At 67.4% G+C, this 25,132-nt stretch carries 22 protein-coding genes (1 of these 22 running past the window's edge); 13 read left to right on the top strand and 9 right to left on the bottom strand.

Annotated elements, in window-relative coordinates; translation table 11 throughout:
• Together PWS46_RS27210 and PWS46_RS27205 are read right to left on the bottom strand one after the other, a co-directional pair.
• Positions 1–205: the 5' portion of an LLM class flavin-dependent oxidoreductase gene (locus PWS46_RS27210; protein WP_434625189.1), read on the bottom strand. The gene continues 794 nt to the left of window position 1, outside the view; only the first 205 of its 999 coding nucleotides appear in the window; its start codon is at positions 203–205; its stop codon lies beyond the left edge, outside the window.
• A gap of 122 nt (positions 206–327) precedes the next feature.
• Positions 328–1,581, bottom strand: coding sequence for a cation:proton antiporter (locus tag PWS46_RS27205; protein WP_434625187.1), 1,254 nt, complete (start codon positions 1,579–1,581; stop codon positions 328–330).
• Between the two features lie 286 nt (positions 1,582–1,867).
• Here PWS46_RS27205 and PWS46_RS27200 point away from each other — a divergent pair, with 286 nt between their 5' ends.
• Positions 1,868–4,636, top strand: coding sequence for a PAS domain-containing protein (locus PWS46_RS27200; protein WP_434625184.1), 2,769 nt, complete (start codon positions 1,868–1,870; stop codon positions 4,634–4,636).
• Between the two features lie 206 nt (positions 4,637–4,842).
• Here the strand turns inward: PWS46_RS27200 and PWS46_RS27195 are convergent, their stop codons facing one another.
• Together PWS46_RS27195 and PWS46_RS27190 are read right to left on the bottom strand one after the other, a co-directional pair.
• A complete protein-coding gene (locus PWS46_RS27195; protein ID WP_434625182.1) occupies positions 4,843–7,986 on the bottom strand; it encodes an efflux RND transporter permease subunit in 3,144 nt (1,047 codons plus the stop codon).
• A 31-nt stretch (positions 7,987–8,017) separates the two neighbouring features.
• The gene (locus tag PWS46_RS27190) at positions 8,018–9,220 is read right to left on the bottom strand and encodes an efflux RND transporter periplasmic adaptor subunit (protein WP_434625180.1); all 1,203 of its coding nucleotides are present in this window, start codon (positions 9,218–9,220) and stop codon (positions 8,018–8,020) included.
• Between the two features lie 240 nt (positions 9,221–9,460).
• Between PWS46_RS27190 and PWS46_RS27185 the strand changes: the two genes are divergently transcribed.
• From PWS46_RS27185 to PWS46_RS27175, 3 genes are read left to right on the top strand one after another with little or no spacing between them, the layout of a single operon-like run.
• Positions 9,461–10,165: a TetR/AcrR family transcriptional regulator gene (locus PWS46_RS27185; protein ID WP_434625178.1), complete on the top strand. Its 705-nt coding sequence runs from the start codon at positions 9,461–9,463 to the stop codon at positions 10,163–10,165.
• Between the two features lie 52 nt (positions 10,166–10,217).
• Positions 10,218–10,469, top strand: a complete 252-nt coding sequence (locus tag PWS46_RS27180) for an antitoxin (protein WP_434625176.1) — start codon at positions 10,218–10,220, stop codon at positions 10,467–10,469.
• Entirely contained in the window at positions 10,469–10,867 is a 399-nt protein-coding gene (locus PWS46_RS27175; protein WP_434625174.1) for a type II toxin-antitoxin system VapC family toxin, read from the top strand. Before PWS46_RS27180 ends, PWS46_RS27175 begins: the two co-directional genes overlap by 1 nt.
• Before the next feature lie 13 nt (positions 10,868–10,880).
• Here the strand turns inward: PWS46_RS27175 and PWS46_RS27170 are convergent, their stop codons facing one another.
• On the bottom strand, positions 10,881–12,326 hold the full coding sequence (locus tag PWS46_RS27170) for an MFS transporter (RefSeq protein ID WP_434625172.1): 1,446 nt from the start codon (positions 12,324–12,326) through the stop codon (positions 10,881–10,883).
• A 360-nt stretch (positions 12,327–12,686) separates the two neighbouring features.
• Here PWS46_RS27170 and PWS46_RS27165 point away from each other — a divergent pair, with 360 nt between their 5' ends.
• From PWS46_RS27165 to PWS46_RS27135, 7 genes are read left to right on the top strand one after another with little or no spacing between them, the layout of a single operon-like run.
• On the top strand, positions 12,687–13,361 hold the full coding sequence (locus PWS46_RS27165; protein ID WP_109074732.1) for an amino acid ABC transporter permease: 675 nt from the start codon (positions 12,687–12,689) through the stop codon (positions 13,359–13,361).
• A gap of 14 nt (positions 13,362–13,375) precedes the next feature.
• Positions 13,376–14,029 carry an amino acid ABC transporter permease gene (locus tag PWS46_RS27160; protein ID WP_434625170.1) on the top strand — a complete coding sequence of 218 codons (654 nt, stop codon included), beginning with the start codon at positions 13,376–13,378 and terminating at the stop codon, positions 14,027–14,029.
• A 35-nt stretch (positions 14,030–14,064) separates the two neighbouring features.
• A complete protein-coding gene (locus PWS46_RS27155) occupies positions 14,065–14,874 on the top strand; it encodes a transporter substrate-binding domain-containing protein (RefSeq protein WP_434625168.1) in 810 nt (269 codons plus the stop codon).
• A 37-nt stretch (positions 14,875–14,911) separates the two neighbouring features.
• The gene (locus PWS46_RS27150) at positions 14,912–15,691 is read left to right on the top strand and encodes an amino acid ABC transporter ATP-binding protein (RefSeq protein WP_434625166.1); all 780 of its coding nucleotides are present in this window, start codon (positions 14,912–14,914) and stop codon (positions 15,689–15,691) included.
• Positions 15,692–15,751: 60 nt separating this feature from the next.
• A complete protein-coding gene (locus PWS46_RS27145) occupies positions 15,752–16,660 on the top strand; it encodes a 2-hydroxyacid dehydrogenase (protein WP_434625164.1) in 909 nt (302 codons plus the stop codon).
• Between the two features lie 12 nt (positions 16,661–16,672).
• The gene (locus PWS46_RS27140; protein ID WP_434625163.1) at positions 16,673–17,782 is read left to right on the top strand and encodes a LacI family DNA-binding transcriptional regulator; all 1,110 of its coding nucleotides are present in this window, start codon (positions 16,673–16,675) and stop codon (positions 17,780–17,782) included.
• Positions 17,779–18,516, top strand: coding sequence for a 2-keto-4-pentenoate hydratase (locus PWS46_RS27135; RefSeq protein WP_434625161.1), 738 nt, complete (start codon positions 17,779–17,781; stop codon positions 18,514–18,516). Before PWS46_RS27140 ends, PWS46_RS27135 begins: the two co-directional genes overlap by 4 nt.
• Before the next feature lie 47 nt (positions 18,517–18,563).
• Here PWS46_RS27135 and PWS46_RS27130 read toward each other — a convergent pair whose 3' ends face one another.
• On the bottom strand, positions 18,564–19,739 hold the full coding sequence (locus tag PWS46_RS27130) for a D-alanyl-D-alanine carboxypeptidase family protein (protein WP_434625159.1): 1,176 nt from the start codon (positions 19,737–19,739) through the stop codon (positions 18,564–18,566).
• Between the two features lie 122 nt (positions 19,740–19,861).
• Entirely contained in the window at positions 19,862–20,317 is a 456-nt protein-coding gene (gene soxR / locus PWS46_RS27125; protein WP_434625157.1) for a redox-sensitive transcriptional activator SoxR, read from the bottom strand.
• A 164-nt stretch (positions 20,318–20,481) separates the two neighbouring features.
• Here soxR and PWS46_RS27120 point away from each other — a divergent pair, with 164 nt between their 5' ends.
• A complete protein-coding gene (locus tag PWS46_RS27120; RefSeq protein WP_434625155.1) occupies positions 20,482–21,672 on the top strand; it encodes an HPP family protein in 1,191 nt (396 codons plus the stop codon).
• A 354-nt stretch (positions 21,673–22,026) separates the two neighbouring features.
• Here the strand turns inward: PWS46_RS27120 and PWS46_RS27115 are convergent, their stop codons facing one another.
• Positions 22,027–23,034, bottom strand: coding sequence for a zinc-dependent alcohol dehydrogenase family protein (locus tag PWS46_RS27115; protein ID WP_434625153.1), 1,008 nt, complete (start codon positions 23,032–23,034; stop codon positions 22,027–22,029).
• 114 nt (positions 23,035–23,148) lie between these two features.
• Between PWS46_RS27115 and PWS46_RS27110 the strand changes: the two genes are divergently transcribed.
• Positions 23,149–23,997, top strand: coding sequence for a LysR family transcriptional regulator (locus PWS46_RS27110; RefSeq protein WP_434625152.1), 849 nt, complete (start codon positions 23,149–23,151; stop codon positions 23,995–23,997).
• Positions 23,998–24,086: 89 nt separating this feature from the next.
• Here the strand turns inward: PWS46_RS27110 and PWS46_RS27105 are convergent, their stop codons facing one another.
• Entirely contained in the window at positions 24,087–25,016 is a 930-nt protein-coding gene (locus PWS46_RS27105) for a replication protein RepA (RefSeq protein ID WP_109074722.1), read from the bottom strand.
• Positions 25,017–25,132 lie beyond the last annotated feature (116 nt).

Here is a 25,132-nt window from a genome sequence, read left to right as displayed (position 1 = left end):
TCGAGGTGCCGGCGGCGACATGGGCGATCACCACGGCCGTGGCCGCACTGGCGATGCCCGGCATGTTGTGATGTTCGGCCAGCCAATAGCGCTTGTAGCCCAAGCGCTCGGCATGCCGGGCGAGGTCGAGGGTGTTGCGGAAGCTGTCGGCGGCGGTCGCCCCCTGGACGATCGGGCTGAGGTCGAGGACGGAAAAGGGAATCATGGCGCGGTCCATAATGGGGGCCGGCTGGCGGCCAACTGTTGCCATTCAAGGTGTGGTCGGAGCGGCGCCGGTTCCACGCCGCCCCCCTGCGAGGCTGCCCTGCGTTGGGAGATCGGCCGGCATCACACTTGGTCGTCGCCGTAGAGCCGCCGGCCGATGGGCTCAAGGGTCAGGCCCTGGACCAGGATGGTGAAGGCGACGACGGCATAGCAGACGGCCAGGATGGAATCGCGGTAGGGGCTGTCCGGCAACGACAGCACCAGCGCCACCGCGATGCCGCCGCGCAGGCCCGCCCAGGTCATGATGATAAGAGCGCTGGTCTTGCCGCTGCGCCCGATATGCATCACCAGGGCCGGGGTCAGGCTGAGCAGGCGGACGACCAGAGCCAGCGGCACGGCCAGCGCGGCGGCCAGCAGGGCCGGCCCCGTCCAGGTGATGACCACAGTCGCCTCCAGCCCCACCAAAAGGAACAGCAAAGCATTCAGCACGGAATCGATCATCGCCCACACCACCTGCAGATCGCGGCGGCTCTCGTCGCTGCTGACATGCTTCTCGGTGGTGTAGCCGATCAGCAGACCGGCGACGACGACGGCGATGGGCCCCGACACGCCCAGCCAGCTGGCCAGCGCATAGGTCCCCAGCACCAGGGCCAGCGAAATGGTCAGTTCCACCGTGCTCTCGTCGATCCGCCGTTTCGCCTGATAGGCGATCCAGCCGCAGACGAAGCCGAGGGCGGCACCGCCGAACGCCTCCTTGACGAAGTCGAGCGCCACCTCCCCCGCCCCCAGATCCTGGCCGCTGCCGGTGGCGAGGTGGAGCAGCGTCGCGAACACCACCACACCGACACCGTCGTTGAACAGGCTTTCGCCCGAGATCACGGAACGCAGCGTTTCCGGTACCGGCAGCCGCCCGAGGATGGCATGCACCGCCACCGGATCGGTCGGCGCGATGGCCGCACCCAGCACCAGGCACCAGATCAGCGGCACATCAATCCCGGCCAGTCTGAAAATGACGGTCAGCCCCAACCCCATCAGGCCGGTGAAAAACATGACGCCCAGCGTCGCCAACGACAGCACCGTCCATTTCCGCTTCAGCAGCGCACACAGGTCCTCGTTCACCGCGGCGGCGTAGAGCAGCAGGCTGAGAATGCCGTCGAGCAGGATCTCCGGCAGGCTGATCTGCTGGATCAGGGTGCGCAGCCAGTTGCCGACGCCCAGGGTGGCGCTGATCGCATCCACGCCGCTCACCAGCAGCGCCAGCGCCAGCCCTTCGAAGAACAGCGCGATGGTGCTGGGCAGCTTCAGCCACTTGTAATTGATGAAGCCGAAGGTGGCCGCCAAGGTCAGCAGGACGGCGGAAAGCTGGAACGGATCCAAGGATGCACTCCGAAAAAAGCGGTGTCGAATGACCGGTTACGCAACCGGTCTCCGGAGTAGTCCAGAAAACGGCTGATCAATGTGATCGTCTGGACAACATCGATGGGGGCGTGAACGTCGCGCGCCAACGTCGAGTCAGGCAAACTACTCCAAAATGGCTATCCGCTGCCGATTGCCACCAATCTTGCATTTGCCTATCCTCCGGCAATGTCTCATGCGGAATTTCGCTTTTTTATTGGAAGACCGGGTGTCGATGCAAAAAACCCACGGAGACGGTGTTCGTTGCATGATGGCCGATCCGGTCTGGCAGGAGGCGGCGCGCATACGGCAGGCCGGCACCGTCGGCAGCGGCCAGGATGGTTGTCAAAGAGACGGTGCCGGCGGGGAAAAAGGCGGAGGCCCCGACATTTTCACCGGCGGCGGCGAGATGGGCGAGCGGATGCGGAGGATGGACTGGTCCACCACGCCGCTGGGGCCGCCGGCCGAGTGGCCGCAATCGCTGCGCACCATCGTGAATCTGATGCTGACCTCCAGCTTTCCGATGTTCACCGCCTGGGGACCGGAACTGACCTTCCTCTACAATGACAGCTACCGTCCGATCCTGGGCAACAAGCCGGAAGCACTGGGCCGCCCGTTCGCCGAGGTCTGGGCCGAAACATGGCACCAGTTGATCCCCCTGGTGGCACGGGCCTTGTCCGGCGAAACCTTCTATCACCAGGATCTGCAGATTTTCATGGAGCGGCACGGCTACCGCGAGGAGACCTATTTCACCTTCTCCTACAGCCCGGTCCGCGACGAAGCCAACAACGTCGCCGGCATGTTCTGCTCCTGCACCGAGAACACCGCGCGCGTGCTGGCAGAACAGCGGCTGACCTTCCAACTCGATCTGGCGGAGCGGCTGCGCGGACTGAACGATCCGGTCTGCGTCACCGCAACTGCCGCCGAGGCGATCGGCCGCCATTTGCAGGTGGCGCGGGTCGGATATGGCCGCACCGATGCGACGGGTGCCACGATCCTGGCGGACCGGGACTGGCACGACAGCGGAGTGGAGAGCCTTGCCGGACAGAACCGCCAGCTCGACCAATTCGGCCCGAACCTGATCGCGGAACTGCGGGCCGGTTACACGCTGCGCGTCGACGACGTCATGTCCGATCCGCGCATACGCGGCAGCGGGCCGATGGCGGCCTTCTCCGCCATCGGCGTGCGCTCGCTGCTGGTGGTGCCGCTGCTGAAGGCGGGACAGCTGACGGCAATGCTCTATCTTCACGACACCAAGCCGCGCCATTGGACCGACAGCGACGCCGACTTGGCGGAGGATGTGGCCGAACGGACATGGGCGGCGGTCGAACGTGCCCTGGCCGAGGCGGCCCTGCTTCGCGAACGCGCCGCCGTGGAAGCGGCGAACGCCCGGCTGGCGGCGGAGGGCGAACGGCTGCGCACGCTGTTCCGGCAGGCGCCGGGTTTCATGTGCGTGCTGCGCGGGCCGGACCACGTCTTCGAAATGGCGAACGACGCCTATTTGCATCTCATCGGCCATCGAGAGCTGTTGGACCGTCCGGTGCGCGAGGCTCTGCCCGAGTTGGAGGGGCAGGGATATTTCGAACTGCTCGACCGCGTCTATGTCAGTGGCGAGACCTTCGTCGGGCGCGGCATGCCGGTCCGGGTCCAGCGCTCTGCGGGCGAACCGCTGGAGGAACGCTTCCTGACCTTCGTCTACCAGCCGATCCGGGATGAGGACGGGCGCGTCAGCGGCCTGTTCGTGGAGGGCAGCGACGTCACCGAGGCCAAGCGGGCGGAGGAGGAACTGCAGCAGCTCAACGCCACACTGGAGGCCCGCGTCGCCGAGGAGGTGGCGGAGCGCGAGCGCGTCCAGGTGGCCCTGCTGCAGACGCAGAAGACGGAAGCGCTGGGCCAGATGACCGGCGGCGTCGCCCACGACTTCAACAACCTGCTGCAGGCGCTGTCCGGCTGCCTGCACATGATCGAGAAGCGGTCGGAGGGCACGCGCATCCAGCCGCTGGTCGATGCGGGACGGCAGGCGGTGGACCGCGGCGCCAAGCTGGTGCAGCAGTTGATGGCCTTCGCCCGCCGGCAGGCGCTGCGGCCCGAGACCGTCGATCTGCGCGACCGCGTGCTCGGCATGTCGGAACTGCTGAACCGCGCACTGCGCGCCGACATCCGGCTGGAGATCGACTTCACCACCGGACTGTGGCCGGTGGAGGTCGATGCGACGCAGTTGGAGCTGGCCCTGCTGAACCTCGTGGTCAATGCGCGGGATGCGATGCCCGACGGCGGCGCCCTGACGATCCGGGCGGCCAACGTGATCCTGACGCCGGGCGATGCGCGGGCGCCCCGGGAAGCTCCGGACGGGCTGCCGGGCGAGTTCGTGCAACTGACGGTGAGCGACACCGGCACCGGCATGCCGGCCGAGGTGCGGGTGCGTGCCTTCGATCCCTTCTTCACCACCAAGGAGATCGGCAAGGGCAGCGGGCTGGGCCTGTCGCAGGTCTACGGCTTCGCCCGCCATTGCGGTGGGACCGCCTGGATCGAGAGCGAGGAGGGGCAAGGCACCACCATCGGCCTGCTGATCCGCCGCTCCGGCACCTCCCCGGCGACGGCGGCCGAACCGGCGATGGCGGAGGCGGGCGCCACCCGCGTCGGCGGCCATGTGCTGGTGGTGGAGGACGACCCCATCGTGGCGCTGACCGTGGCGACCGCGCTGGAGGATGCCGGCTTCACCATCACCCGCACCGCCACCGCCGACGAGGCGCTGCCGCTGCTGGAGGCCGGCGGGTTCGATCTGCTGTTCAGCGACGTGGTGATGCCCGGCACCCTGAGCGGCGTCGATCTGGCCCGCACCGCGCAACGGCTCCGGCCGGACCTGCCGGTCGTGCTGGCGACCGGCTACAGCGAGGAGGTCGCCCGCGCCACCGGCGTGATGGTGCTGCCGAAACCCTACCGCATCGACCATCTGGTGCGGGTGCTGGACACGCTGCTGACGGATGCCGGGCGGATGGGAACGGAGATCCCCTCTCCCCCCCGGGGAGAGGGTTAGGGTGAGGGGGTCGCGCGGCGAGGACCTTCAAGCATCGCACACCCCCCGATTCCCATCGGATCCACCCCGTGCATCCCCTCACCCCGACCCTCTCCCCGCTTTCGGCGGACCGGAGGTCCGCCTGTCGCGTCAGCGCAAACTCCGTTTGCGCGTGAGCGGGGGGAGAGGGGGGATTTTCGCAGGGGGAGAAGGGACGCCTCCCCGCCTCAATCCCCCGCCGCCGGCTGCGGCATGGCGCCGTGGCCGGGGCGGCGGCGGACGAACAGGCGGTAGACGGCGACGAAGAAGACCGGCACGAACAGAACCGCCAGCACGGTGGCCGAGATCATGCCGCCCATCACGCCGACGCCGATGGCGTTCTGGCTCTCCGACCCGGCGCCGGTGCTGATGGCCAGCGGCAATACGCCGAGGATGAAGGCCATCGAGGTCATGATGATCGGGCGCAGGCGCTGACGGCAGGCCTCCGCCGCCGCTTCCTTCAGCTCCATGCCCTGGTCGTAAAGCGACTTGGCGAACTCCACGATCAGGATGGCGTTCTTCGCCGACAGGCCGATGGTGGTCAGCAGGCCGACCTGGAAATAGACGTCGCTCGGCAGGCCGCGCAACGTCGCCGCGATGACGGCGCCGATGACGCCCAGCGGCACCACCATGATGACCGACACCGGCACCGACCAGCTTTCATAGAGAGCGGCCAAGCAAAGGAAGACGATGATCATCGACAGGGCGTAGAGCGCCGGCGCCTGCGAGCCGCTGAGCCGCTCCTCGTAGGAAAGACCGGTCCATTCGTAGCCGATGCCCTGCGGCAGCTTTTGCATCATCGCCTCCATCTCGGCCATCGCCTCGCCCGAGCTGATGCCCGGTGCGGCCGATCCCTGGATGTTCAGCGACGAGGAGCCGTTGTAGCGCTCCAGCTTGGGCGAACCGTAGATCCACTGCGCCGTGGTGAAGGCCGAGAAGGGGACCATCTGACCGCCGGCGTTGCGCACGTACCAGCGGTCGATGTCGCTGGGCTGCATGCGGTAGGGCGCGTCGGCCTGGAGATAGACCTTCTTCACCCGGCCGCGGTCGATGAAGTCGTTGACATAGGACGAGCCCCAGGCCGCCGACAGCGTCGTGTTGATGTCGCTGAGCGACAGGCCGAGCGCGCTCGCCTTCTCGCGGTCGATGTCCAGCTTGAACTGCGGCGTATCCTCCAGTCCGTTCGGGCGGACGCCGACCAGCTTGGGGTTCTGCGCCGCCATGCCGAGCAGCTGGTTGCGCGCCTGCATCAGCCGGTCATGGCCAAGCCCGCCGCGGTCGACCAGCTGAAGGTCGAAGCCGGTGGCGTTGCCGAGGCCCGGAACCGACGGCGGCAGGAAGGAGAAGACGACCGCGTCCTTCAGCTTCGACATCGCACCCATCACCCGGCCGGCGATGGCCTGCGGCTTCTGCGACGGCAGGGTGCGCTCGCTCCAGTCCTTCAGCCGGACGAAGGCCATGCCGGCATTCTGGCCACGGCCGGAAAAGTTGAAGCCGACGATGGTGAACAGGCCCTCGACGCTGTCCTTCTCCTTTTCCAGGAAATAGGACGTGACTGCCTTGGCAGTCTCGGCCGTGCGCTGGGAGCTGGCGTTCGGCGGCGCCGACCACAGCACGAACAGCTGGCCGCGATCCTCCGTCGGCAGGAAGGAGGACGGCATCTGCAGGAACAGGTAGCCCAGCCCGCCGAGGATCAGCAGATAGGCGATGAAATAGCGGCCCAGCCGGTTCACCGCGCCACGCACGCCGCGGACATAGACCCGGCTGCCGGCGTCGAAGCCGCGGTTGAACAGGCCGAAGAAGCCGCCGCGGGCGTGGCCATGGCCAGCCTTGACCGGCTTCAGGATGGTGGCGCAGAGCGCCGGCGTCAGCACCAGGGCGACCAGCACCGACAGCGCCATCGCCGAAACGATGGTCAGCGAGAACTGGCGGTAGATGGCGCCGGCCGACCCGCCGAAGAAGGCCATCGGCACGAACACCGCCGACAGCACCAGGGCGATGCCGACCAGCGCACCGGTGATCTGGTCCATCGACTTGCGCGTCGCCTCGCGCGGGGGCAGCCCCTCCTCGCTCATCACGCGCTCGACGTTTTCGACCACGACGATGGCGTCGTCCACCAGCAGGCCGATCGCTAGCACCATGCCGAACATCGTCAGCACGTTGATGGAGAAGCCGAAGGCCGACAGCACCCCGAAGGTGCCGAGCAGCACCACCGGCACCGCGATGGTCGGGATCAGCGTCGCGCGGAAATTCTGCAGGAACAGGTACATCACGACGAAGACGAGGACGATCGCCTCGAACAGGGTCTTGATGACCTCGTGAATCGACAGCTGGACGAAGGGCGTCGTGTCGTAGGGGTAGATGACCTCGATGCCGGCCGGGAAGAACGGCTGAAGCTCCGCCACCCGCGCCTTGACCGCGGCGGCGGTATTCAGGGCGTTGGCCCCGGTCGCAAGCTTGATGCCGACGCCGGCCGCCGGCTTGCCGTTGTAGGCGGCGTTGATCTCGTAGGTTTCGGAGCCGATCTCGATCCGCGACACGTCGCGCAGCCGCACCTGGGAGCCGTCGGGGTTCACGCGCAGCAGAATGGCGCCGAACTGTTCCGGCGTCTGCAGGCGGGACTGGGCGGTGATGGTGGCGTTGATCTGCTGGCCCGGCACCGCCGGGGCGCCGCCGAGCTGGCCGGCTGAGACCTGTGCGTTCTGGGTCTTGATCGCGTTGGAGACGTCGGTTGTGGTCAGCGCGAAATTGTTCAGCGCGTCGGGATCGAGCCAGATGCGCATGGCATGCTGCGGCCCGAAGACGGTGATGTCGCCCACACCCTCGACGCGGCTCAGCGTGTCCTGGAGGTTGGAAGTGACGTAGTCGGCGATGTCGCCCTGGCTGAGGCGCCCGTCGCTCGACACGAAACCGACCACCAGCAGGAAGTCGTTGCCGGCCTTCGACACCTGGATGCCGCGCTGCTGGACCTCCTGCGGCAACAGGGGGGTGGCCAGCTGCAGCTTGTTCTGCACCTGGACCTGGGCGATGTCGGGGTTGGCCTCCGGCTCGAAGGTCAGGGTGATGGTGACGTTGCCGGAGGAGTCGCTGTTGGAGGACATGTAGCGGAAATGGTCCAGCCCGGTCATCTTCTGTTCGATGACCTGGGTGACCGTGTCCTCCAGCGTCTTGGCGGAGGCGCCGGGATAGCTGGCCGTGATCGACACCGTCGGCGGCGCGATCTTCGGATATTGCTCGACGGGCAGCCGCAGGATCGCCAGCGCGCCCGCCATCATGATGACGATGGCGATGACCCAGGCGAAGACCGGCCGGTCGATGAAGAATTTTGACATGTGACGGTATCCTGGGGACGGAATCCTGGGATCAGCGGGCCGAAGCGGCCTTTTCCGGCAGCGCGGCAAGAGCGTTCTGGGCCGGCACCGGCTTCACCTCGACACCCGGCTTGACCTTCTGCAGTCCCTCGACCACCACGCGTTCACCGGCGGAGAGCCCGTCCGACACCAGCCAGACATTGCCGACGGCGCGTTCGGTCTTGATGGTGCGCGGGTTCGCCTTGTTGTCGGCACCCACCACCCAGACGCGGGCGGAGCCGTCAGGCCCGCGGGCGACCGCGGCCTGCGGCACGGTGATGGCGTTCTCTGCCACCCCCTGCTCGACGCGGGCGCGGACGAACAGGCCGGGCAGCAGCTCCTTGTTCGGATTGGGGAAAACCGCGCGCAGCTGGACCGAGCTGGTGCCGGCATCCACCGTCACGTCGGAGAATTGCAGCTCGCCCTTGGCCGGATAGGCGGTGTCGTCGCCGCTGCCGCTGCTGTTCAGGAACAGCGTCACCGGGATCTTGCCGGGCTCCGCCGGGCGGATGCGGCCGGTCGCCATATCCTCGCGCAGCTTCATCAGCTGCGAGGCGGTCTGCGTCACGTCGACATAGATCGGGTCGAACTGCTGGATGGTGGCGAGCGCGGTGGACTGGTTGGCGGTGACCAGCGCGCCCTCCGTCACCGCCGACTTGCCGATGCGGCCGGAGATGGGGGCGAACACCTTGGTGTAGTTCAGGTTGATGCTGGCGAGGTTGTAGGCGGCCTTGGCTGCGGCAACCTGCGCCTCGTTCTGCTTCAGCGTGGCCTGAACGTCGTCGAAGTCCTGCTTGCTGACGACGCTGTTCTTGACCAGATCGCCATAGCGCGCCGCCTTGTTGCGGGCGGCCTGCAGGTTCGCCTCCGCCTTCTGCACGTCGGCCTGGGCGCTCGCCAGCGACGCCTCGTAGGTGGCGGGGTCGATCTGATAGAGCTGGTCGCCCGCCTTCACCTCGCTGCCCTCGCGGAACAGGCGCTTCAGCACGATGCCGCTGACCTGCGGCCGGATTTCGGCGATCCGGTAGGCGGCGGTGCGGCCCGGAAGCTCGGTGGTCACGGTCAGGCGCTGCGGCTCGATGGTAAGGACCGACACCTCCGGCGGGCCGCCGCCCTGGGGCTGTCCGCCCGCCTGCTTCTGCTGGTTGCAGCCGGCGAGCAACGCGATCAGGCAGGCCGCCGCGGCCAGCGTCATGAATGGATTGGATCTGGACATCTCTTTCCTCGTCTCGGCGCCGCGCGCGGCGGACCCGTCTCCCTGCTACGCCGGGGCTCGGCTGGTCCGGCACATCCCCGTTGCTTAGTACTGTCTCATACAGTACAGTGTACCAGACGATACAGTGAGAATGCTGCACCGCGCAAGTGGGTTCCGCGGATACCCGGCGGGGAACCCCACGGAAAGGCGCTGGATAAAAATGAACCCGGCCGCAGCCGCCGCACCGGAAGGGAACGCAGAATGACCAGCAGCCACAAGACGCGGATAGACACCGCGCAGGAACCACCCGCCAGTGGAGCGGCCATCTGCGGCCCGTCCACCTGCGGCCCGCGCGGCATGGCGCGCCGGCAGGCAATCATGACGGCCGCCCGGCGCCTGTTCATCGAAAAGGGCTTCGAGAAGACAACACTCAGCGACATCATCGCCGAGGCCGGCGGCTCCCGTGCTACGCTGTACGAGCATTTCGGCGACAAGGAGGGGCTTTTCCGCGCCATCATGGAGGAGGACAACGCGATGATCCTCTCCGGCCTCGCCCCTGCCCAGACGGATGAGCGCGTGACGCCGGAGGCAGGACTCACCGCCTTCGCCATGCATCTTATCGAGGCTCTGCTGAAGGAGGAGACGACCGCCACCCTCCGCGTCCTGATCGCGGAAGGCGCGCGCGTACCGGACATTGCCGAGGCCTTCTTCCGCACCGGTCCTGAAAACGCCAACCAACGCATGGCGGACTATCTGCGGCGGCTGTCGGACTCCGGTCTCCTGCACATCGACGATCCGGCGGCGGCGGCGCAGGCCTTCCTCGGCATGGTCACCGGCGAACTGGTGATCCGCCGCCTGATCCTGCCGCAGAGCGCACCGGCCATCCCCGACCTCGACCGCTATGTCCGGCAGGCGGTGCGGCTGTTCCTGAACGGGGCTCGCGTGCCGGAGGCGACCCGCGATTGACCTCGGCCCCTCCGCGACATATGTTTATAGCATATACAAGGAGGGTCGCAACATGCCGCAGCCAGCAGTGCCGCAGCGCAAGGAAGCCCGCCTGTTCCGCAACAACCGCAGCCAAGCTGTCCGCATTCCGGTGGAGTTCGAACTGCCCGGAGAGTCGGTGTTCATCAGCCGCGACGGGGATCGGCTGATCATCGAGCCTGTCCGGAAGAAGGGGCTTCTGGCGCTGCTCGAAAGCTGGGACCCGCTGGACGAGGAGTTCCCGGAGATCGAGGACAAGCCCGTCGCTCCCAAGGACATCTTTTGATGCGTTACATGCTCGACACCAACGCGATGAGTGACCTTATCAGGAATCCGTCGGGCAAGGTGGCGGCGCATGTGCGGCGTGTCGGAGAGGATGCGGTCTGCACCAGCATCGTGGTCGCCGCGGAATTGCGGTACGGCGCAGCCAGGAAAGCCTCGGCGAAGCTGTCCCGGCGGGTCGAGGACCTGCTGTCCGATGTGCCCGTGCTTCCCTTCGATCTGCCGGCGGATGCCGAGTATGGCAGAATCCGCGCTGAACTTGAGGCTGCCGGCCACCCTATCGGCGGCAACGATCTGTTGATCGCCGCCCATGCCTGCGCGCTTGACACTATACTGGTGACGGCGAACATGCGCGAATTCCAGCGCGTCCGCGGCCTTTCCGTCGAAAACTGGCTGGAATGACCGCTCCGCGCCGTCAAATCGTCTCCGCCGCTTCCTCGCCCATGCCCTGGTCGCGGTTGGCCTTGGTCAGCGGTTCGGCGATGTCCTCCAGCCCCTTGCCTTCGGCGTCGACGCCGTAGACCAGGGCGACCATCCCGCCGAAGATCATCACCACCGATCCGACCACATAGCCCCAGAACAGCGGGTCGCGCTCCGTCCCCTCCCCCACCAGCCAGCCGAACAGCAGCGGCCCGGTGGAGCCCACCACCTGGGCGATGGCGAAGAAATAGGAGATCGCCTGCGCCCGGACCTCCAGCGGGAAGATCTCGCTGACCGTCAGATAGGCGGAGGAGGCGCCGGCCGACGCGAAGAAGAAGGAGACGCACCAGAAGATCGTGTGCGTGTTCGCCGTCAGCACCCCCTGCCGGAACAGGAATGCCGAAGCCAGCAGCACCACGCCCGCCAGCAGATAGGTGCCGAAGATCATCCGCCGCCGCCCCACCGTGTCGAACAGCGGCCCCAGCAGCAGCGGCCCGATCAGGTTGCCGGCGGCGAAGGGGAAGAAATAGAGCGCCGTCTGCGACGGATCGAGATGGTAGAAATTCTGCAGGACCAGGGCATAGGTGAAGAAGATCGCATTGTAGAGGAAGGACTGCGTCACCATCATCGTCACGCCCAGGAAGGTGCGCGACGGGTATTGCCGGAAGAACACGTCGACCAGCTGTGCCCAGGACACATGGTCTTCCGGAATGATGTGCATGGCACGTTTGGGATCGACCGGGGCCAGCGCCTTGCCCTGCGCACGAACGCTGGCCTCGATGTCGTCGACGATGCGCTCCGCCTCGTCCTCCATGCCGTGGGTGACCATCCAGCGCGGGCTTTCCGGGATATGCCGGCGCAGATAGATGATGATGAGGCCCAACAGCGGGCCGATGAAGAAGGCGATGCGCCAGCCGAGATTTTCCGGCACCAGCGAATGGTCGAGCAGGAAGACGCTGCCGACCGCGCCGATCATCGCCCCGCCCCAATAGGTGCCGTTGATGGCGATGTCGACCCGGCCGCGGAAACGCGCGGGGATCAGCTCGTCGATGGCGGAGTTGACGGCGGCATATTCGCCGCCGATGCCCATCCCGGCGATGAAGCGCCAGACATAGAGGAACCAGGGCGTCCAGGCGAATCCGGCGATCCCCGACGCGATCAGGTAGAGCGCCAGCGTGGTGATGAACAGCCGCTTGCGCCCCCAGCGGTCGGTCAGCCTGCCGAAGATCAGCGCACCGACCACCTGCCCCATCAGATAGATGGTGCCGGCGAACCCGACCTCGGCGCTCGACATGCCCAAGCTTTCCTTGTAGCCGGAAGCCGAGATCAGCTGGATTTCGATGCCGTCCAGAATCCAGCTGATGCCCAGCCCGACCACCACCATCCAATGGAAGCGCGCCCAGGGCAGCCGGTCCATCCGGGCGGGCACGAGGCTGCTCACCGCGGCGGTGCTCCTGACGGCACTTGTTCCTGCGGTCATGTCGGGGGGCTCCTCGAGGCTGGCGGTTGGGCGGAGTTCCGGTCTCCGGTGAAACGCCCAGTGCGGCTGGAAGGTTTCCGCGCTCGTTGCGTCCCATAGACTGTCATGATCACGAATTATTGCGACACTCCTCATTTCCCGTTGCGCTTTTGGATCGATCCAATTACCGTACACGAACACTGAGAGAGCGGGACCGCCGTCGTCGCGGCGGCCCGGAGATCCGGGTGAGGCTTCCCCGGACGACAGCCCAAGCGCACAAAGGCAATCCGCGCGACGCCGGCCTTGATAAGGGCGGCGCGACGCGGGTGCGGAGGAACGCCCGTGACCTACGATTTTCAATTCGACGCGGTGTTCGCGTCTTGGGATTACCTGCTCGACGGCGCCTGGCTGACCGTCAGGCTGTCGTTCGGCGCCATGGCCATCGGCCTGGTGATCGCCATCGTCTGCGCGCTGGGCAAGACCTCCGGGCCGAAGCCGGTGCGCTGGCTGATCAACGCCTATATCGAGGTCATCCGCAACACGCCCTTCCTGGTGCAGATCTTCCTGATCTTCTTCGGGTTGCCGAGCATAGGCCTCCGGCTGTCGCCGGATGTGGCGGCGCTGATCGCGATGGTTGTCAATGTCGGCGCCTACGCCACCGAGATCATCCGCGCCGGCATCGAATCCATCCACAAGGGCCAGATCGAGGCCGGTCTGGCGCTGGGCCTGCGGCCGCTGCAGGTCTTCCGCTATGTCGTGCTGAAACCGGCGCTGCGCACCGTCTATCCGGCGCTGACCAGCCAGTTCATCCTGCTGATGCTGAGTTCCAGCGTGGTGTCGGCCATCTCCGCCGACGAGCTGACCTCGGTCGCCAACAACATCCAGTCGCAGACCTTCCGCAGCTTCGAGATCTACATCGTCGTGACCGGCATCTATCTGGTGCTGGCGCTGATGTTCTCGGCGCTGTTCGCCGGCATCTACCGGCTGGCCTTCGCCTACACCGTCGACCGGCGCTGAGGGGGGACCGACCGATGATCCGCGCCTTTGGATACAACGAATTCCTGTTCCTGCTCAGCGCCGTGCAATGGACGCTGATGCTGTCCGTCATCGCCTTCATCGGCGGCGGCATCGTCGGACTGTTCGTGGCGCTGGGCCGCACGTCCGACGTGAAGCCGCTGCGCTTGCTGGCGACCGGCTACATCCAGGTCTTCCAGGGCACGCCGTTGCTGATGCAGCTGTTCCTGGTCTTCTTCGGCGCCACCGTGATCGGCATCGACATGAGCCCGTGGGTCGCCGCGGCGCTCGGGCTGACTCTGAACACCAGCGCCTTCCTGGGCGAGATCTGGCGCGGCTGCATCCAGTCGGTTCCGCGCGGCCAGTGGGAGGCGGCGCGGTCACTCGGCCTGCGCTATCCCGGCCTGATGCGCTATGTGGTCCTGCCGCAGGCGGTGAAGGTCGCGGTGCCGCCGACCGTGGGATATCTGGTCCAGGTCATCAAGGGCACCTCGTTGGCGGCGATCATCGGCTTCGTCGAGCTGACCCGCGCCGGGCAGATCGTCAACAACGCCACCTTCCAGCCCTTTCTGGTCTTCAGCATCGTCGCCGCGATCTATTTCGCGCTGTGCTGGCCGCTGTCGCTGTTGAGTCAGCGTCTGGAAGCCCGCTACGCCGCGCCTTCCCGTTAAAACCTCAAAAACACCCGCACTCGGAGGAAACACCCATGGCCTTCACCGTCACCCGCCGTCTCGTCGTCGCCGGCGCCCTCCTGACCGCCGCGGTTGGCCTCACCGCCACCGCGCATGCCCAGAGCGTCGAGGAGATCAAGGGCAAGGGCAAGCTGACCATCGGCATGCTGGTCGATTTCCCGCCCTTCGGCATCACCGACAGCGCGGGCAAGCCCGACGGCTATGACGCCGACGTCGCCAAGCTGATGGCCAAGCACATGGGCGTGCCGGTCGACATCGTGCCGGTGACCGGGCCGAACCGCATCCCCTACCTGTTGACCGGCAAGGTCGACGTGCTGGTCGCCTCGCTCGGCGTCACGCCGGAGCGCGCCAAGCAGGTCGCCTTCTCCGAGCCCTATGCGGCCATCGAGATCGGGCTGCTCGCCCCGCAGAAGTCGGCGGTCAAGAAGGCGGAAGACCTGTCGGGCAAGAGCGTCGGCGTCGCCCGTGCCAGCACGCAGGACCAGTCGCTGAGCGCCGTGGCGCCGAAGGATGCCCGCATCATGCGCTTCGACGACGACGCCAGCGCCGTGCAGGCCCTGCTGTCCGGTCAGGTCGATGCGCTGGGCGTCAGCAACGTGGTGGCGAAGCAGATCAAGACGATGGCGCCCCAGGCCAATTACGAGATGAAGTTCGTGCTGAAGAGCCAGGTGCAGGGCATCGCCCTTCGCCAGGGCCAGGACAAGCTGATGGGCTGGGTCAACGGCTTCCTCGACACCGTGAAGAAGAACGGCGAGCTGAACGCCATCCATCAGAAGTGGCTGGGCACCGACCTGCCGGCGGCGGTCACCGCCAGCAAGTCCTAAGTCGAACGAAGCGCAATTCCCGGTGGAGGTTACGACCATGGAAACGACATCTGGGACGGCGACGTCCGGACCGGTGAGCGCGGATGTCGTCATCCGCATGGAAGGCGTCCAGAAATGGTACGATCATTTCCAGGTGCTGAAGGACATCGACCTGGAAGTCCACCGGGGTGAGCGCATCGTCATCTGCGGCCCGTCCGGATCGGGCAAATCGACCCTGATCCGCTGCATCAACCAGCTGGAACGCCACCAGAAGGGCCGGATCACCGTCAACGGGGTCGAATTGGGGGCGCATCACCGCCAGCTCGACACCGTCCGGCGGGAGGTCGGCATGGTGTTCCAGAGCTTCAACCTGTTCCCGCACCTGACCGTGCTGGAAAACTGCATGCTGGCGCCGATGAAGGTGCGCGGCACGACCAAGGCCGAGGCGAAGGCCACCGCCATCCGCTATCTGGAGCGGGTCCGCATCCCCGAACAGGCCGACAAATATCCGGGCCAGCTGTCGGGCGGCCAGCAGCAGCGCGTCGCTATCGCGCGGTCGCTGTGCATGAACCCGAAGGTGATGCTGTTCGACGAACCGACCTCCGCGCTGGATCCCGAGATGGTGAAGGAGGTGCTGGACACCATGATCGGATTGGCCGAAGACGGCATGACCATGCTGTGCGTGACGCACGAAATGGGGTTCGCCAAGTCGGTCGCCCACCGCGTGATCTTCATGGACCGCGGCGAGATCGTCGAGCAGAACACGCCGGAGGCGTTCTTCACCGATCCGAAATCGGAGCGGACCCGAAGCTTCCTCGGCCAGATTCTGGCCCACTGAGGAATTTTCCTCCACCAAGGACGAGTTGCGATGAAGCCCGAAATCTTGTTGGTAGAACCCATGATGCCCGCCATCGAGCAGGCTCTGGATGCGGCCTACACCGTCCACCGCCTGTCCGCCGCACCGGATCGCGACCGGCTGATCGCCGAGGTCGCCGATCGGGTGCGCGCCGTCGTCACCGGCGGCGGGACCGGCGTGAAGAAGGCGGTGGTCGAGGCGCTGCCCAAACTCGGGATCGTCGCCATCAACGGTGTCGGCACCGATGCCGTCGACCTGGAGCATGCCCGCGGCCGCGGCGTGCGCGTCACCAACACGCCGGACGTGCTGACCGACGACGTGGCCGACCTCGCCATCGGGCTGATGATCGCCGCCTCGCGCCGGATGATGGTGGGCGACCGCTTCGTCCGCGCCGGAAGCTGGCCGAAGGGCAAGCTGCCGCTCGCCCGCAAGGTCAGCGGCAAGCGGCTGGGCGTGCTGGGGCTGGGCCGCATCGGCGAGGCCATCGCCAGGCGCGCCGAGGCTTTCGGCATGACCATCTCCTACACCAACCGCAAGCCGCGCGACGGCATGTCCTACCGCTTCGTCGCCTCGCCGGTCGAACTGGCGCGGGAGAGCGACATCCTGATCGTCGCGGCTTCGGCCGGGGCGGACGCCCGCAACATGGTCGGCCGCGCCGTGCTCGACGCGCTGGGGCCGGACGGGCTGCTGGTCAATGTCGCCCGCGGCAGCGTGGTGGACGAGCCGGAACTGCTGGCCGCCTTGACCGAGGGGCGGATCGGCGGCGCCGGGCTGGACGTCTTCGCCGACGAGCCGAATGTGCCGGAAGGCTTCTACGGCCTCGACAACGTCGTGCTGCAGCCACATCAGGCCAGCGCCACGGTGGAGACGCGGATGGCGATGGGCCAGCTGGTGCTCGACAATCTGGAAGCCTTCTTCGCCGGCCGGCCGCTGCCGACCGCCGTGGTGTGAGGCACCGCCGCCGTGGCCAGAGCGTCCGATAGCGAGAGGCCGGGAACCGTCACCCTGACGGAGGTCGCCGGCCATGCCGGGGTGTCGCGCTCGACCGTGTCGCTGGTGCTGCGCGGCAGCCCTCTGGTCGCGGCGGAAACGCGGGAGCGGGTCCAGGCCGCCATGGTGGCGCTCGGCTACATCTACAACCGCGGCGCCGCCAACCTGCGCGCCGCCCGCACCCAGACGGTCGGGCTGCTGGTCTGCGAGCTGAACAACCCCTTCTATGCCGAGCTGACGGCGGGGGTGGACGACGTGCTGGACACCGAAGGCTTCGTCGCCTTCATCGCCAACACCGCCGAACAGCCGGAGCGCCAGGACCGCTTCCTGCAGCGGATGCGGGAGCACAATGTCGACGGGGTGATCCTCTGCCCCGCCGCCGGCACGCAGGCGGAGCTGCTCGACCGGCTGGACCGCTGGCGGCTGCCCTGCGTGCAGGCCCTGCGCTTCGTCTCCGATGGCTTTGTCCGCGAGAGGGGCCGCGACTACGCCGGAGTGGATTACCAGGCCGGCATGGAAACGGTGACCGAGCATCTCATCTCGCTGGGTCACCGGCGGATCGCCTTCGTCGGCGGGACGCTGGACCATTCCGCCTACGCGGCGCGGCATGCCGGCTTCACCGCGGCGATGCGGCGGCATGGGCTGGCCGACGATCTGGTGCTGCGCTGCCCGCTGACCCGGCGGTCGGGTGCTGAGATGGCTGATCATCTGCTGAATCGGCCGCAGGCTCCGACGGCGGCCCCGACGGCGGCGCTGTGCTACAACGACGTGGTGGCGCTCGGGTTGATGCTGGGGCTGGAGGCGCGCGGTCTCAGGGCCGGGCATGATCTGGCCGTCACCGGCTTCGATGACGTGCCGGAGGCGGCGCTCAGCCGGCCGGCGCTGACCACCGTCGCCACCTCCGCAAGGCAGATCGGGCAGGAAGCCGCCCGTCTGCTGCTGCGCCGCATCGCTGACCCGCAAGGCCCGCCCGAACGGATCATCCTGCCCAGCCGGCTCGTGGTCCGCCAATCCTGCGGCTCCCCCAACGACCCTCTGGGCGGCTCCCCCTCCCCTTCCCTCCACCACAGAGATTTGTCATGACCGATACCGTCGAGGCCCTGATCGCCGCGCGCGAGACCCGCCAGTGGCTGACCGGGCTGGACAACCGCCCGGCGACCGAAGCGGAGGCCTATGAGATCCAGGACGCCGTCGCCCGCCGCCTGGGGCCCGTCACCGCCTGGAAGGTCGGCGCCGCCACGTCCGACGCCGAGCCCTTCCGCGCGCCGATCAACGCCGCCACCGTCTTCGAAGGCACCGATCACCTGCCGGCCAATCTTTTCCAGGTCATCGGGGTGGAGGCGGAGATCGCCTACCGCTTCGCCCGCGACCTGCCGGTGCGCGAGCAGCCCTACAGCCGGGAAGAGGTGCTGGACGCCGTCGACTCGGTCCATCCCGCCTGGGAGATCGTCGACACCCGCTTCGCCGGGTTCGGCAGCCAGGACCGGCTGAGCCACATGGCCGACCAGTTCAACCACGGCGCCCTGATCGTCGGCCCGGCCATCGCCGACTGGCGTTCGCTCGACCCGGTGAAGGAGTCGGTCACGCTGGAGATCGATGGCGAAACCAAGGTCGATGTCGTCGGCGGCAACAGCGCCGGCGATCCGGTCCGTCTGCTGGTGTGGATGGCCAATGTCGGCACCCGCAGCTTCGGCGGCCTGCATGCGGGCGAGGTGGTGACCACCGGATCCTGCACCGGCACGATCTTCGTCGAGCCGGGCAGCCGGTCGGTCGCCCGCTACGGCACCATGGGCACCATCACGCTGAAGGTGGATTGAGCGGGGAGTAATGCCCTCTCCCGACCCGGGAGAGGGAGCTATCCCACTCACGGCAGCAGATGGCCCAGCCGCTGGCCGAGGGCGGTGAGGCCGCTGGAGGCCGGGACGTCGGCGCCGGCGACCAGATCGACCGTCCGGCGGACGGCGCCGTCATAGTCGATGCGGAGCTTGCCGACGATGTCGCCGCGGTGGACCGGGCTGGGCAGAGGCTCGGCCAGGGTGGCGACGACATGCAGGCTGTCGCGGTCGGCCGGCGCCATGGTCACCGTCACGTCGTCGGCGACCGTCACCGGCACGCTGTCCTCCGCCCCCATCCACACCGGCGCCTGTTCGACCAGCTCGCCCTTGTGCAGCAGGGGATAGAGCTTGAAGCCGTTCCAGGCCCAGTCGAGCAGCCGGGTCGGCTCGTCGTTGCGGGACTGCGGGCTGGGCAGGCCGTTGACCACCAGAACCAGACGGCGCCCGTTGCGCTCGCCCGACGCGGTCAGGCCGTAGCCGCCGACCTCGGTGTGGCCGGTCTTGATGCCGTCGACGCTGACGGGATGATAGAGCAGCGGATTGCGGTTGCCCTGGCGGATGCCGTTCCAGGTGAAGGTGCGCTCCGACTCGTAATGGTAGAATTGCGGGAAGTCGCGGATCAGGTGGGTGGCGAGGGTCGCCAGATCGCGGGCGGTGGTGTAGTGGTCCGGGTCCGGCCAGCCGCTGGCGTTCATGAAGTGGCTGTCGGTCATCCCCAGCTCGCGCGCCTTCGCGTTCATCAGCGCGGCGAAGGCGGATTGGCTGCCGGCCAGCCCCTCGGCCAGCGCCACGGCGGCGTCGTTGCCGCTGTCGATCAGCAGCCCGCGCAGCAGATCCTCCACCCGTACCTGACTGCCCAGCTTCAGGAACATGCGCGAGCCGCCCATCTTCCACGCGGTCTGGCTGACCGGAAAGCTGGTGTCCAGCGTCGTCCGCTTATGGACCAGCGCATCGTAGGTCAGATAGGCCGTCATCATCTTGGTCATCGACGACGGCGCCATGCGGGTCTCGCCGTTCTTGTCCAGCAGCACCTCCCCGCTGGTCAGATCGACCAGATAGGCCTGCTTGGCCGCCGTCTCCGGCGGGGTCAGCGCGGCGGCGGGGGACGACGCCAGAAGGGGGGCCAGAAGGGCGGCGGCAAGCGACAGGCAGGCGGCCAAATGACGGAAAGGGGCGGCGGAACGGAGCGGATTGGCGACGATCACCCTGCGGATCCTCTGAGGTGACGGATGGCTCTTTCGATGGCCGTTTCCATGGACCATTGCCGCGCCGTCTTCACCCCTTATTTTCGCATGGCCCGCAATTTTAATGTGGAGACGCCGCTTGGTCAGGCGGGGTCGAGCAGCCGGGGACCGGCGCCGCCGTCGCCAAGCTCGTCCCACGGGTTGCGCAGGGGGCAGTCGCGGATCGACAGGCAGCCGCAGCCGATGCAGCCGTCCAGATTGTCGCGCAGCTTGGTCAGCTTGGTGATGCGGTCGTCCAGTTCCGCCCGCCAGCGTTCCGACATGCGCTGCCAGTCGGCGGTGGTGGGGGAGCGGTCCTGCGGCAGGGCGTTCAGCGCTTCGGCAATGGAGGCGAGCGAGATGCCGAGCCGCTGCGCCACCTTGACGACCGCCACCCGCCGCAGCACGTCGCGGGAAAAGCGGCGCTGATTGCCGGGATTGCGCCAGCTGCGGATCAGCCCCTGCGCCTCGTAGAAATGGATGGTCGAGACCGCCACGCCGGAGCGGCGCGCCACCTCCCCCACCGTCAGGTCCTTGTCGTAGTCCTCCGGTGACAGCATTCCGGCCCCTCCCCTCTCCTGCAACCCTCCATCCCGCCAGTCTGACGGCTTTTCCGCTTGACCTCAAGTTCTGTTGAGGTTTTAGGGTCGGCGGACTTTGCCGCCGGAATGGGCAAACTGCCGAACGTGTAATCAGGATTTTGGGCCAGGGGGACGGAGACCGAATGACCAGGGGAAGGCTTGCCGCTCTGCAGGGGTGGATTGTGGCGTTGGGCGAGCGCGTGTTCCGGCCGATCCTGCCCGGCGCCACGCTGCGCGACCGGATGATCGCCTGCTGCGGCGCGCTGGTGGGCATCGGCGCGACCGGGCTGCTCTGCCGCAACATGCTGCATTACATGTCCAGCGCGCCGGTGCTGGTGGCTCCGATGGGGGCGTCGGCGGTTCTGCTGTTCGCCGTGCCGGCCAGCCCGCTGGCGCAGCCCTGGTCGATCGTCGGCGGCAACACGCTGTCGGCCATCGTCGGCGTGCTGGTCGCCAGCATCATCCCCGACCCGATGCTGGCCGGGGCCGCCGCGGTGGCGCTGGCCATCGCCACCATGTCGCTGACCCGTTGCCTGCATCCGCCCGGCGGCGCCGCCGCGCTGACCGCGGTGCTGGGCGGGCCGGCGGTGACGGAGATGGGCATCAAGTTCGCCTTCTTCCCCGTCGCGGTGAATTCCATCCTGCTGCTGACCGCCGGACTGATGTTCCACCGGCTGTCCGGCCACCGCTATCCGCACAAGGCGGTCAACACCCACCGCACCAACGACCCGCCGGCGCAGCTGCGCCCGGCCCTGACGCAGGGCGACGTCGACGACGCGCTGCGCACCCTGGCTGAGACGCTGGACGTCAGCCGCGACGACCTGGGCGCCCTGCTGGTCAATGCCGAGCTGCACGCGCTGGAGCGTCTGCATGCCGACATCACCTGCCGGGAGATCATGTCGCGCGACGTCGTCACGGTGACGCCGGACACCCACCCGCAGGTGGCGCGTGCCCGGCTGCTGGAGCATGGCTTCCGCACGCTGCCGGTGGTGGACGGGCAGAACGCCGTCGTCGGCATCGTCGGGCACGAGCAGCTGTCGCATGGCGACGCCCTCCATCACGGATCGCGGGTCGCCGCCGTGATGGCGCCGGCGGCGACCGAACTGCCCGACACGCCGGTCTTCCGCCTGCTCGGCCGCCTGTCCGACGGCCGCACCCACGACGTGGTGATCGTCGACCAGAACCGCCGGGTGCTGGGCATGATCACCCAGACCGACCTGCTGGTGGTGCTGGCCCGCACCGCTCTGGCCCGTGCGGTGCAGACCGGGGTCGACGGGCTGAACGACGCCCTGCCGCGCGGCTATCTGCGCGACGTGGCGGCGGGCCGGGCGTAACGCTTCGGGAGGCGAGTCCCCTCCCTCCGCCTTCCCTGGGGCGGAGGGGGAATGGGACGTTTGAAACACCGTGAAACAGAATTCGGGGGTCTGTTCACCTGTTCCATCCGGGCGGAGCGCGGGAATGGCGCTGCCGGCAACCCGTTGGCAACCCGGTGAAAACCGGGCGCGGCTGGAGATCTGCGACGGGCTGGACATGGTGCACCATTCGTGGCCGACGATAGGTCCATAGTCCTACCACGGCGCGGGCGGGCGGATAAGCGGCGATGGGAAAATCGCCGCCGCAGGTCCGTTGTCACCGACGATTTTCCTTGAACTTTGGTGACGTCCGCCCGGAGTTGGTGGCCGGTGCGGTCAGAGCGCAATGTCGACGACGATCTTGCCGCCGGCACTGCCATCGGTCACGGCGGTGTGCGCTTCGTCGGCCCGCTCCAGCGGGAAGCGCCGCGGATCGAGACGGGGCAGCAGCTTGCCGGCTTCGACCAGGGCGGCGGCACGGCGCAGGATTTCGCCATGGTTCGCCATCCCCTCCCCCGTCAGCATGGGCAGCAGGGTGAAGACGCCGGAATAGGTCGCGGCGCGGAACGACAGCGGCGCCAGCGCATGCGTCCCCCAGCCCAGGCAGCTGACCACATGGCCGAAACGCCGCACCGCCTGGAACGAGGCATCGAGCACCGCCCCGCCGGCGGTGTCATAGACCAGATCGAAGCCACGGCCCCCGGTGTGGCGGGCGACGTAGGCCTCGACCGTCTCCGCCCGGTAATCGATGGCGTTGGCGCCCAGCTGTTCGACCAGCGCCAGCTTTCCCGCGGACTCCGTCGCCCAGACGGTCGCGCCGAACGCGCGGGCGATCTGCACCGCCACATGCCCCACGCCGCCGGCGCCGCCCTGGACCAGGACCGTCTGGCCGGGCTGCACATTGGCGCGGTCGACCAGACCTTCCCAGGCGGTGATGGTGATCAGCGGCAATGCGGCGGCTTCGCGCATCGTCAGGTTCGCCGGCTTGTGCGCAAGCAGGTCGGCCTGGACCGCGGCATATTCCGCCAGCGAGCCCTGCCGGCCGCCGACGCCCCCGGTCATGCCATAGACCTGATCGCCGGGCTTGAAGCCGGTGACGCCGGGACCGACGGCGACGACCTCGCCCGCCAGATCGATGCCGAGGATGGCAGGCAGCGGATGTTTCGCATGGGCGGCGGCGCCGGCCCGGATCTTGGTGTCCAGCGGGTTGACGCCGCTGGCGGCGATGCGGACCAGCACCTGACCGGGGCCGGCCACCGGCCGCGCGACCTCGGTCAGCCGGAACGGCGCGTCGTACGCATCCAGCACCAGCGCGCGCATCGTGTTGTTCGGATCCTGGGACATGACCTTGCTCCTCGTTGGGGTGGATCGTGGTGATGTCCCGAAGGATGTGCCCAACGAAGATGTTTGGAAAACTACGATACTGTTTGATCTCCATTCATTTATGTATGATGTGGCATGGAGTGGAGCGACCTTCGGATATTCCTGGCGATCGCCCGCGAGGGCACGCTCGGCGGGGCAGCGCGGCGGATCGGACAAACCCAGCCGACCATGGGGCGTCGTTTGCGCGCGCTGGAAGAGGCTGTGGGGCACACGCTGTTCCAGCGGACCAGCGACGGCTTCGTGCTGACCGACGAAGGGGCGGCGGTGCTGCGCCATGCCGAGCGCATGGAAGAGGAAAGCCTTGCCCTGGAACGCGAACTGGCCGGCCATGGCGGGAGGCTGGAGGGCAGCCTGCGGCTGTCGTCCTCCGACTGGTTCGGCCTGCACATGCTGACGCCGGTCATCCACGAGTTCACGCGGCGCCATCCCGGTGTGACGGTGGAACTGCTGACCGAAGCGCGCTTGCTGAGCCTGTCTAGGCGCGAGGCGGACCTCGTGTTCCGCATCCGTCCGTTCGAGGAGCCGGAAGTGGTGCAGCGCAAGCTGACCCGGATCGACTACGCCCTATACGGGATCGCCGGCAGTCGGCCGCCGAAAGCAGGTGACGGCACGGATTGCGCGCTGGTTACGATGGACGCCGCCTTCGGCGGCATGCCGGATGTCGCGTGGCTGCAGCGGATGCTGCCGAACGCCCGCATCGCATTTCGCAGCAACAACCGCGACGTCCAGGCCGCCATGGCCGCCTTCGGCGTCGGATTTGCGGTTCTGCCGCGCCCCATTGGCGATGCCCTGGACAGGCTGCAGGTCATCGACCTCGGCGAAGCGCCGCCCGGACGCGATGTCTGGGTCGGCTATCACCAGGATCTCCGCCGGCTGGCACGCCTGCGCGCCCTGCTGGATCTGATGATCGAGCGCTTTTCGTGACCGCCGGCCTGCGGTGTGCAGCGTCACCAGAGTTCAAGATTCGGGATGGTTCGCGTCACCAAAGTTCAGCGGCGGGGGTCCGCAGGACATCAGGCGATGCGCGCCATCACCCGCTCGTTGATCGGCGGACGCGACGGGTAGAGGATCAGCCCTTCGGCCGCTTCCTCGACACGGGCGTCGGGATAGGCGGCCATGGCGTATTTCAGATTCGGGATGAACTTGGTCTTGAACTGGCGGACCAGGGCATAGCCGGCGCCGAACTGGCCATGCAGGGCGGCCCAGGTGATCGGCGTCGGCTTGTCCAGCGAATGCAGGCGGTAGGCCAGCCAGATATAGACGTCGAGCGCCATCGACTTGCCGCTGATCGCCTTCAGCGCCTCTTCCGCCACCGGCACCGGATGCTCGCGCAGGGCCTTGAAGAAGCTGTCGCTGAGCCGCACCGTCTCGGTGAACAGGGTTCCCTGGCGGTCGTCGGGGCGGCGCAGCTGGATGGCGTCGGCGACGATCGATTCCTTGCTCTGCCGCCGGCCACCGTCGGCGTCGGTGAAGAAGGTCAGATGGCAGGCGGAAAGCCGCGCGGCCTGATCCTCCACGTCGCGATAGGCCTTGCCGCAGATCGGAATGTCCATGCGTTTCAGCCAGTCATGCATGGAGCCGCCCAGTTCCACCTCCGGATTGCCGGTCTGGATCGCACGGGTCTGCAGATAGAGCAGGATCATGCGCGCCCGGCTGCCATAGGGGACACCGATTCGGCGGGTGACGCCGTTGCGGTCCTCGATCACGCCGGGCTGGATCACCAGCTTCACCTTGTGGCCGGGCCGTTCCCAATGCTGGTCGTCGGGAAGCTGGCGATGGGGCAGCGCCGTCTGGCAGAATCCGGCATAGGTGATGCCGAGCTTGCCGTTTTCCGCCGCCTGGACCGCCGCCGCGATGTCGATCAGGGGCCGCTCCTCGTCCGAAACGAGGGCCAGCGCGCCGTCGCGTCCGTGAGTCTCGATCAAACGATGAATGCTGCCCATGGCGACCTCCCGCTTTTGGCCTCCGGTGACGGTGCTGTGGCCAAGCGTCATGTGACGGGCCGGTGACCGAACCTGCCAGATACAACACCCCGGATCGCGCCGAAGGCAATTTGAAC

The sequence above is a fragment of the Azospirillum sp. B2RO_4 genome, assembly GCF_051124815.1.
GTDB lineage: Bacteria > Pseudomonadota > Alphaproteobacteria > Azospirillales > Azospirillaceae > Azospirillum.
Note: the sequence above shows the minus strand (reverse complement) of the source record. Positions and strands in the feature narration are given on the sequence as shown.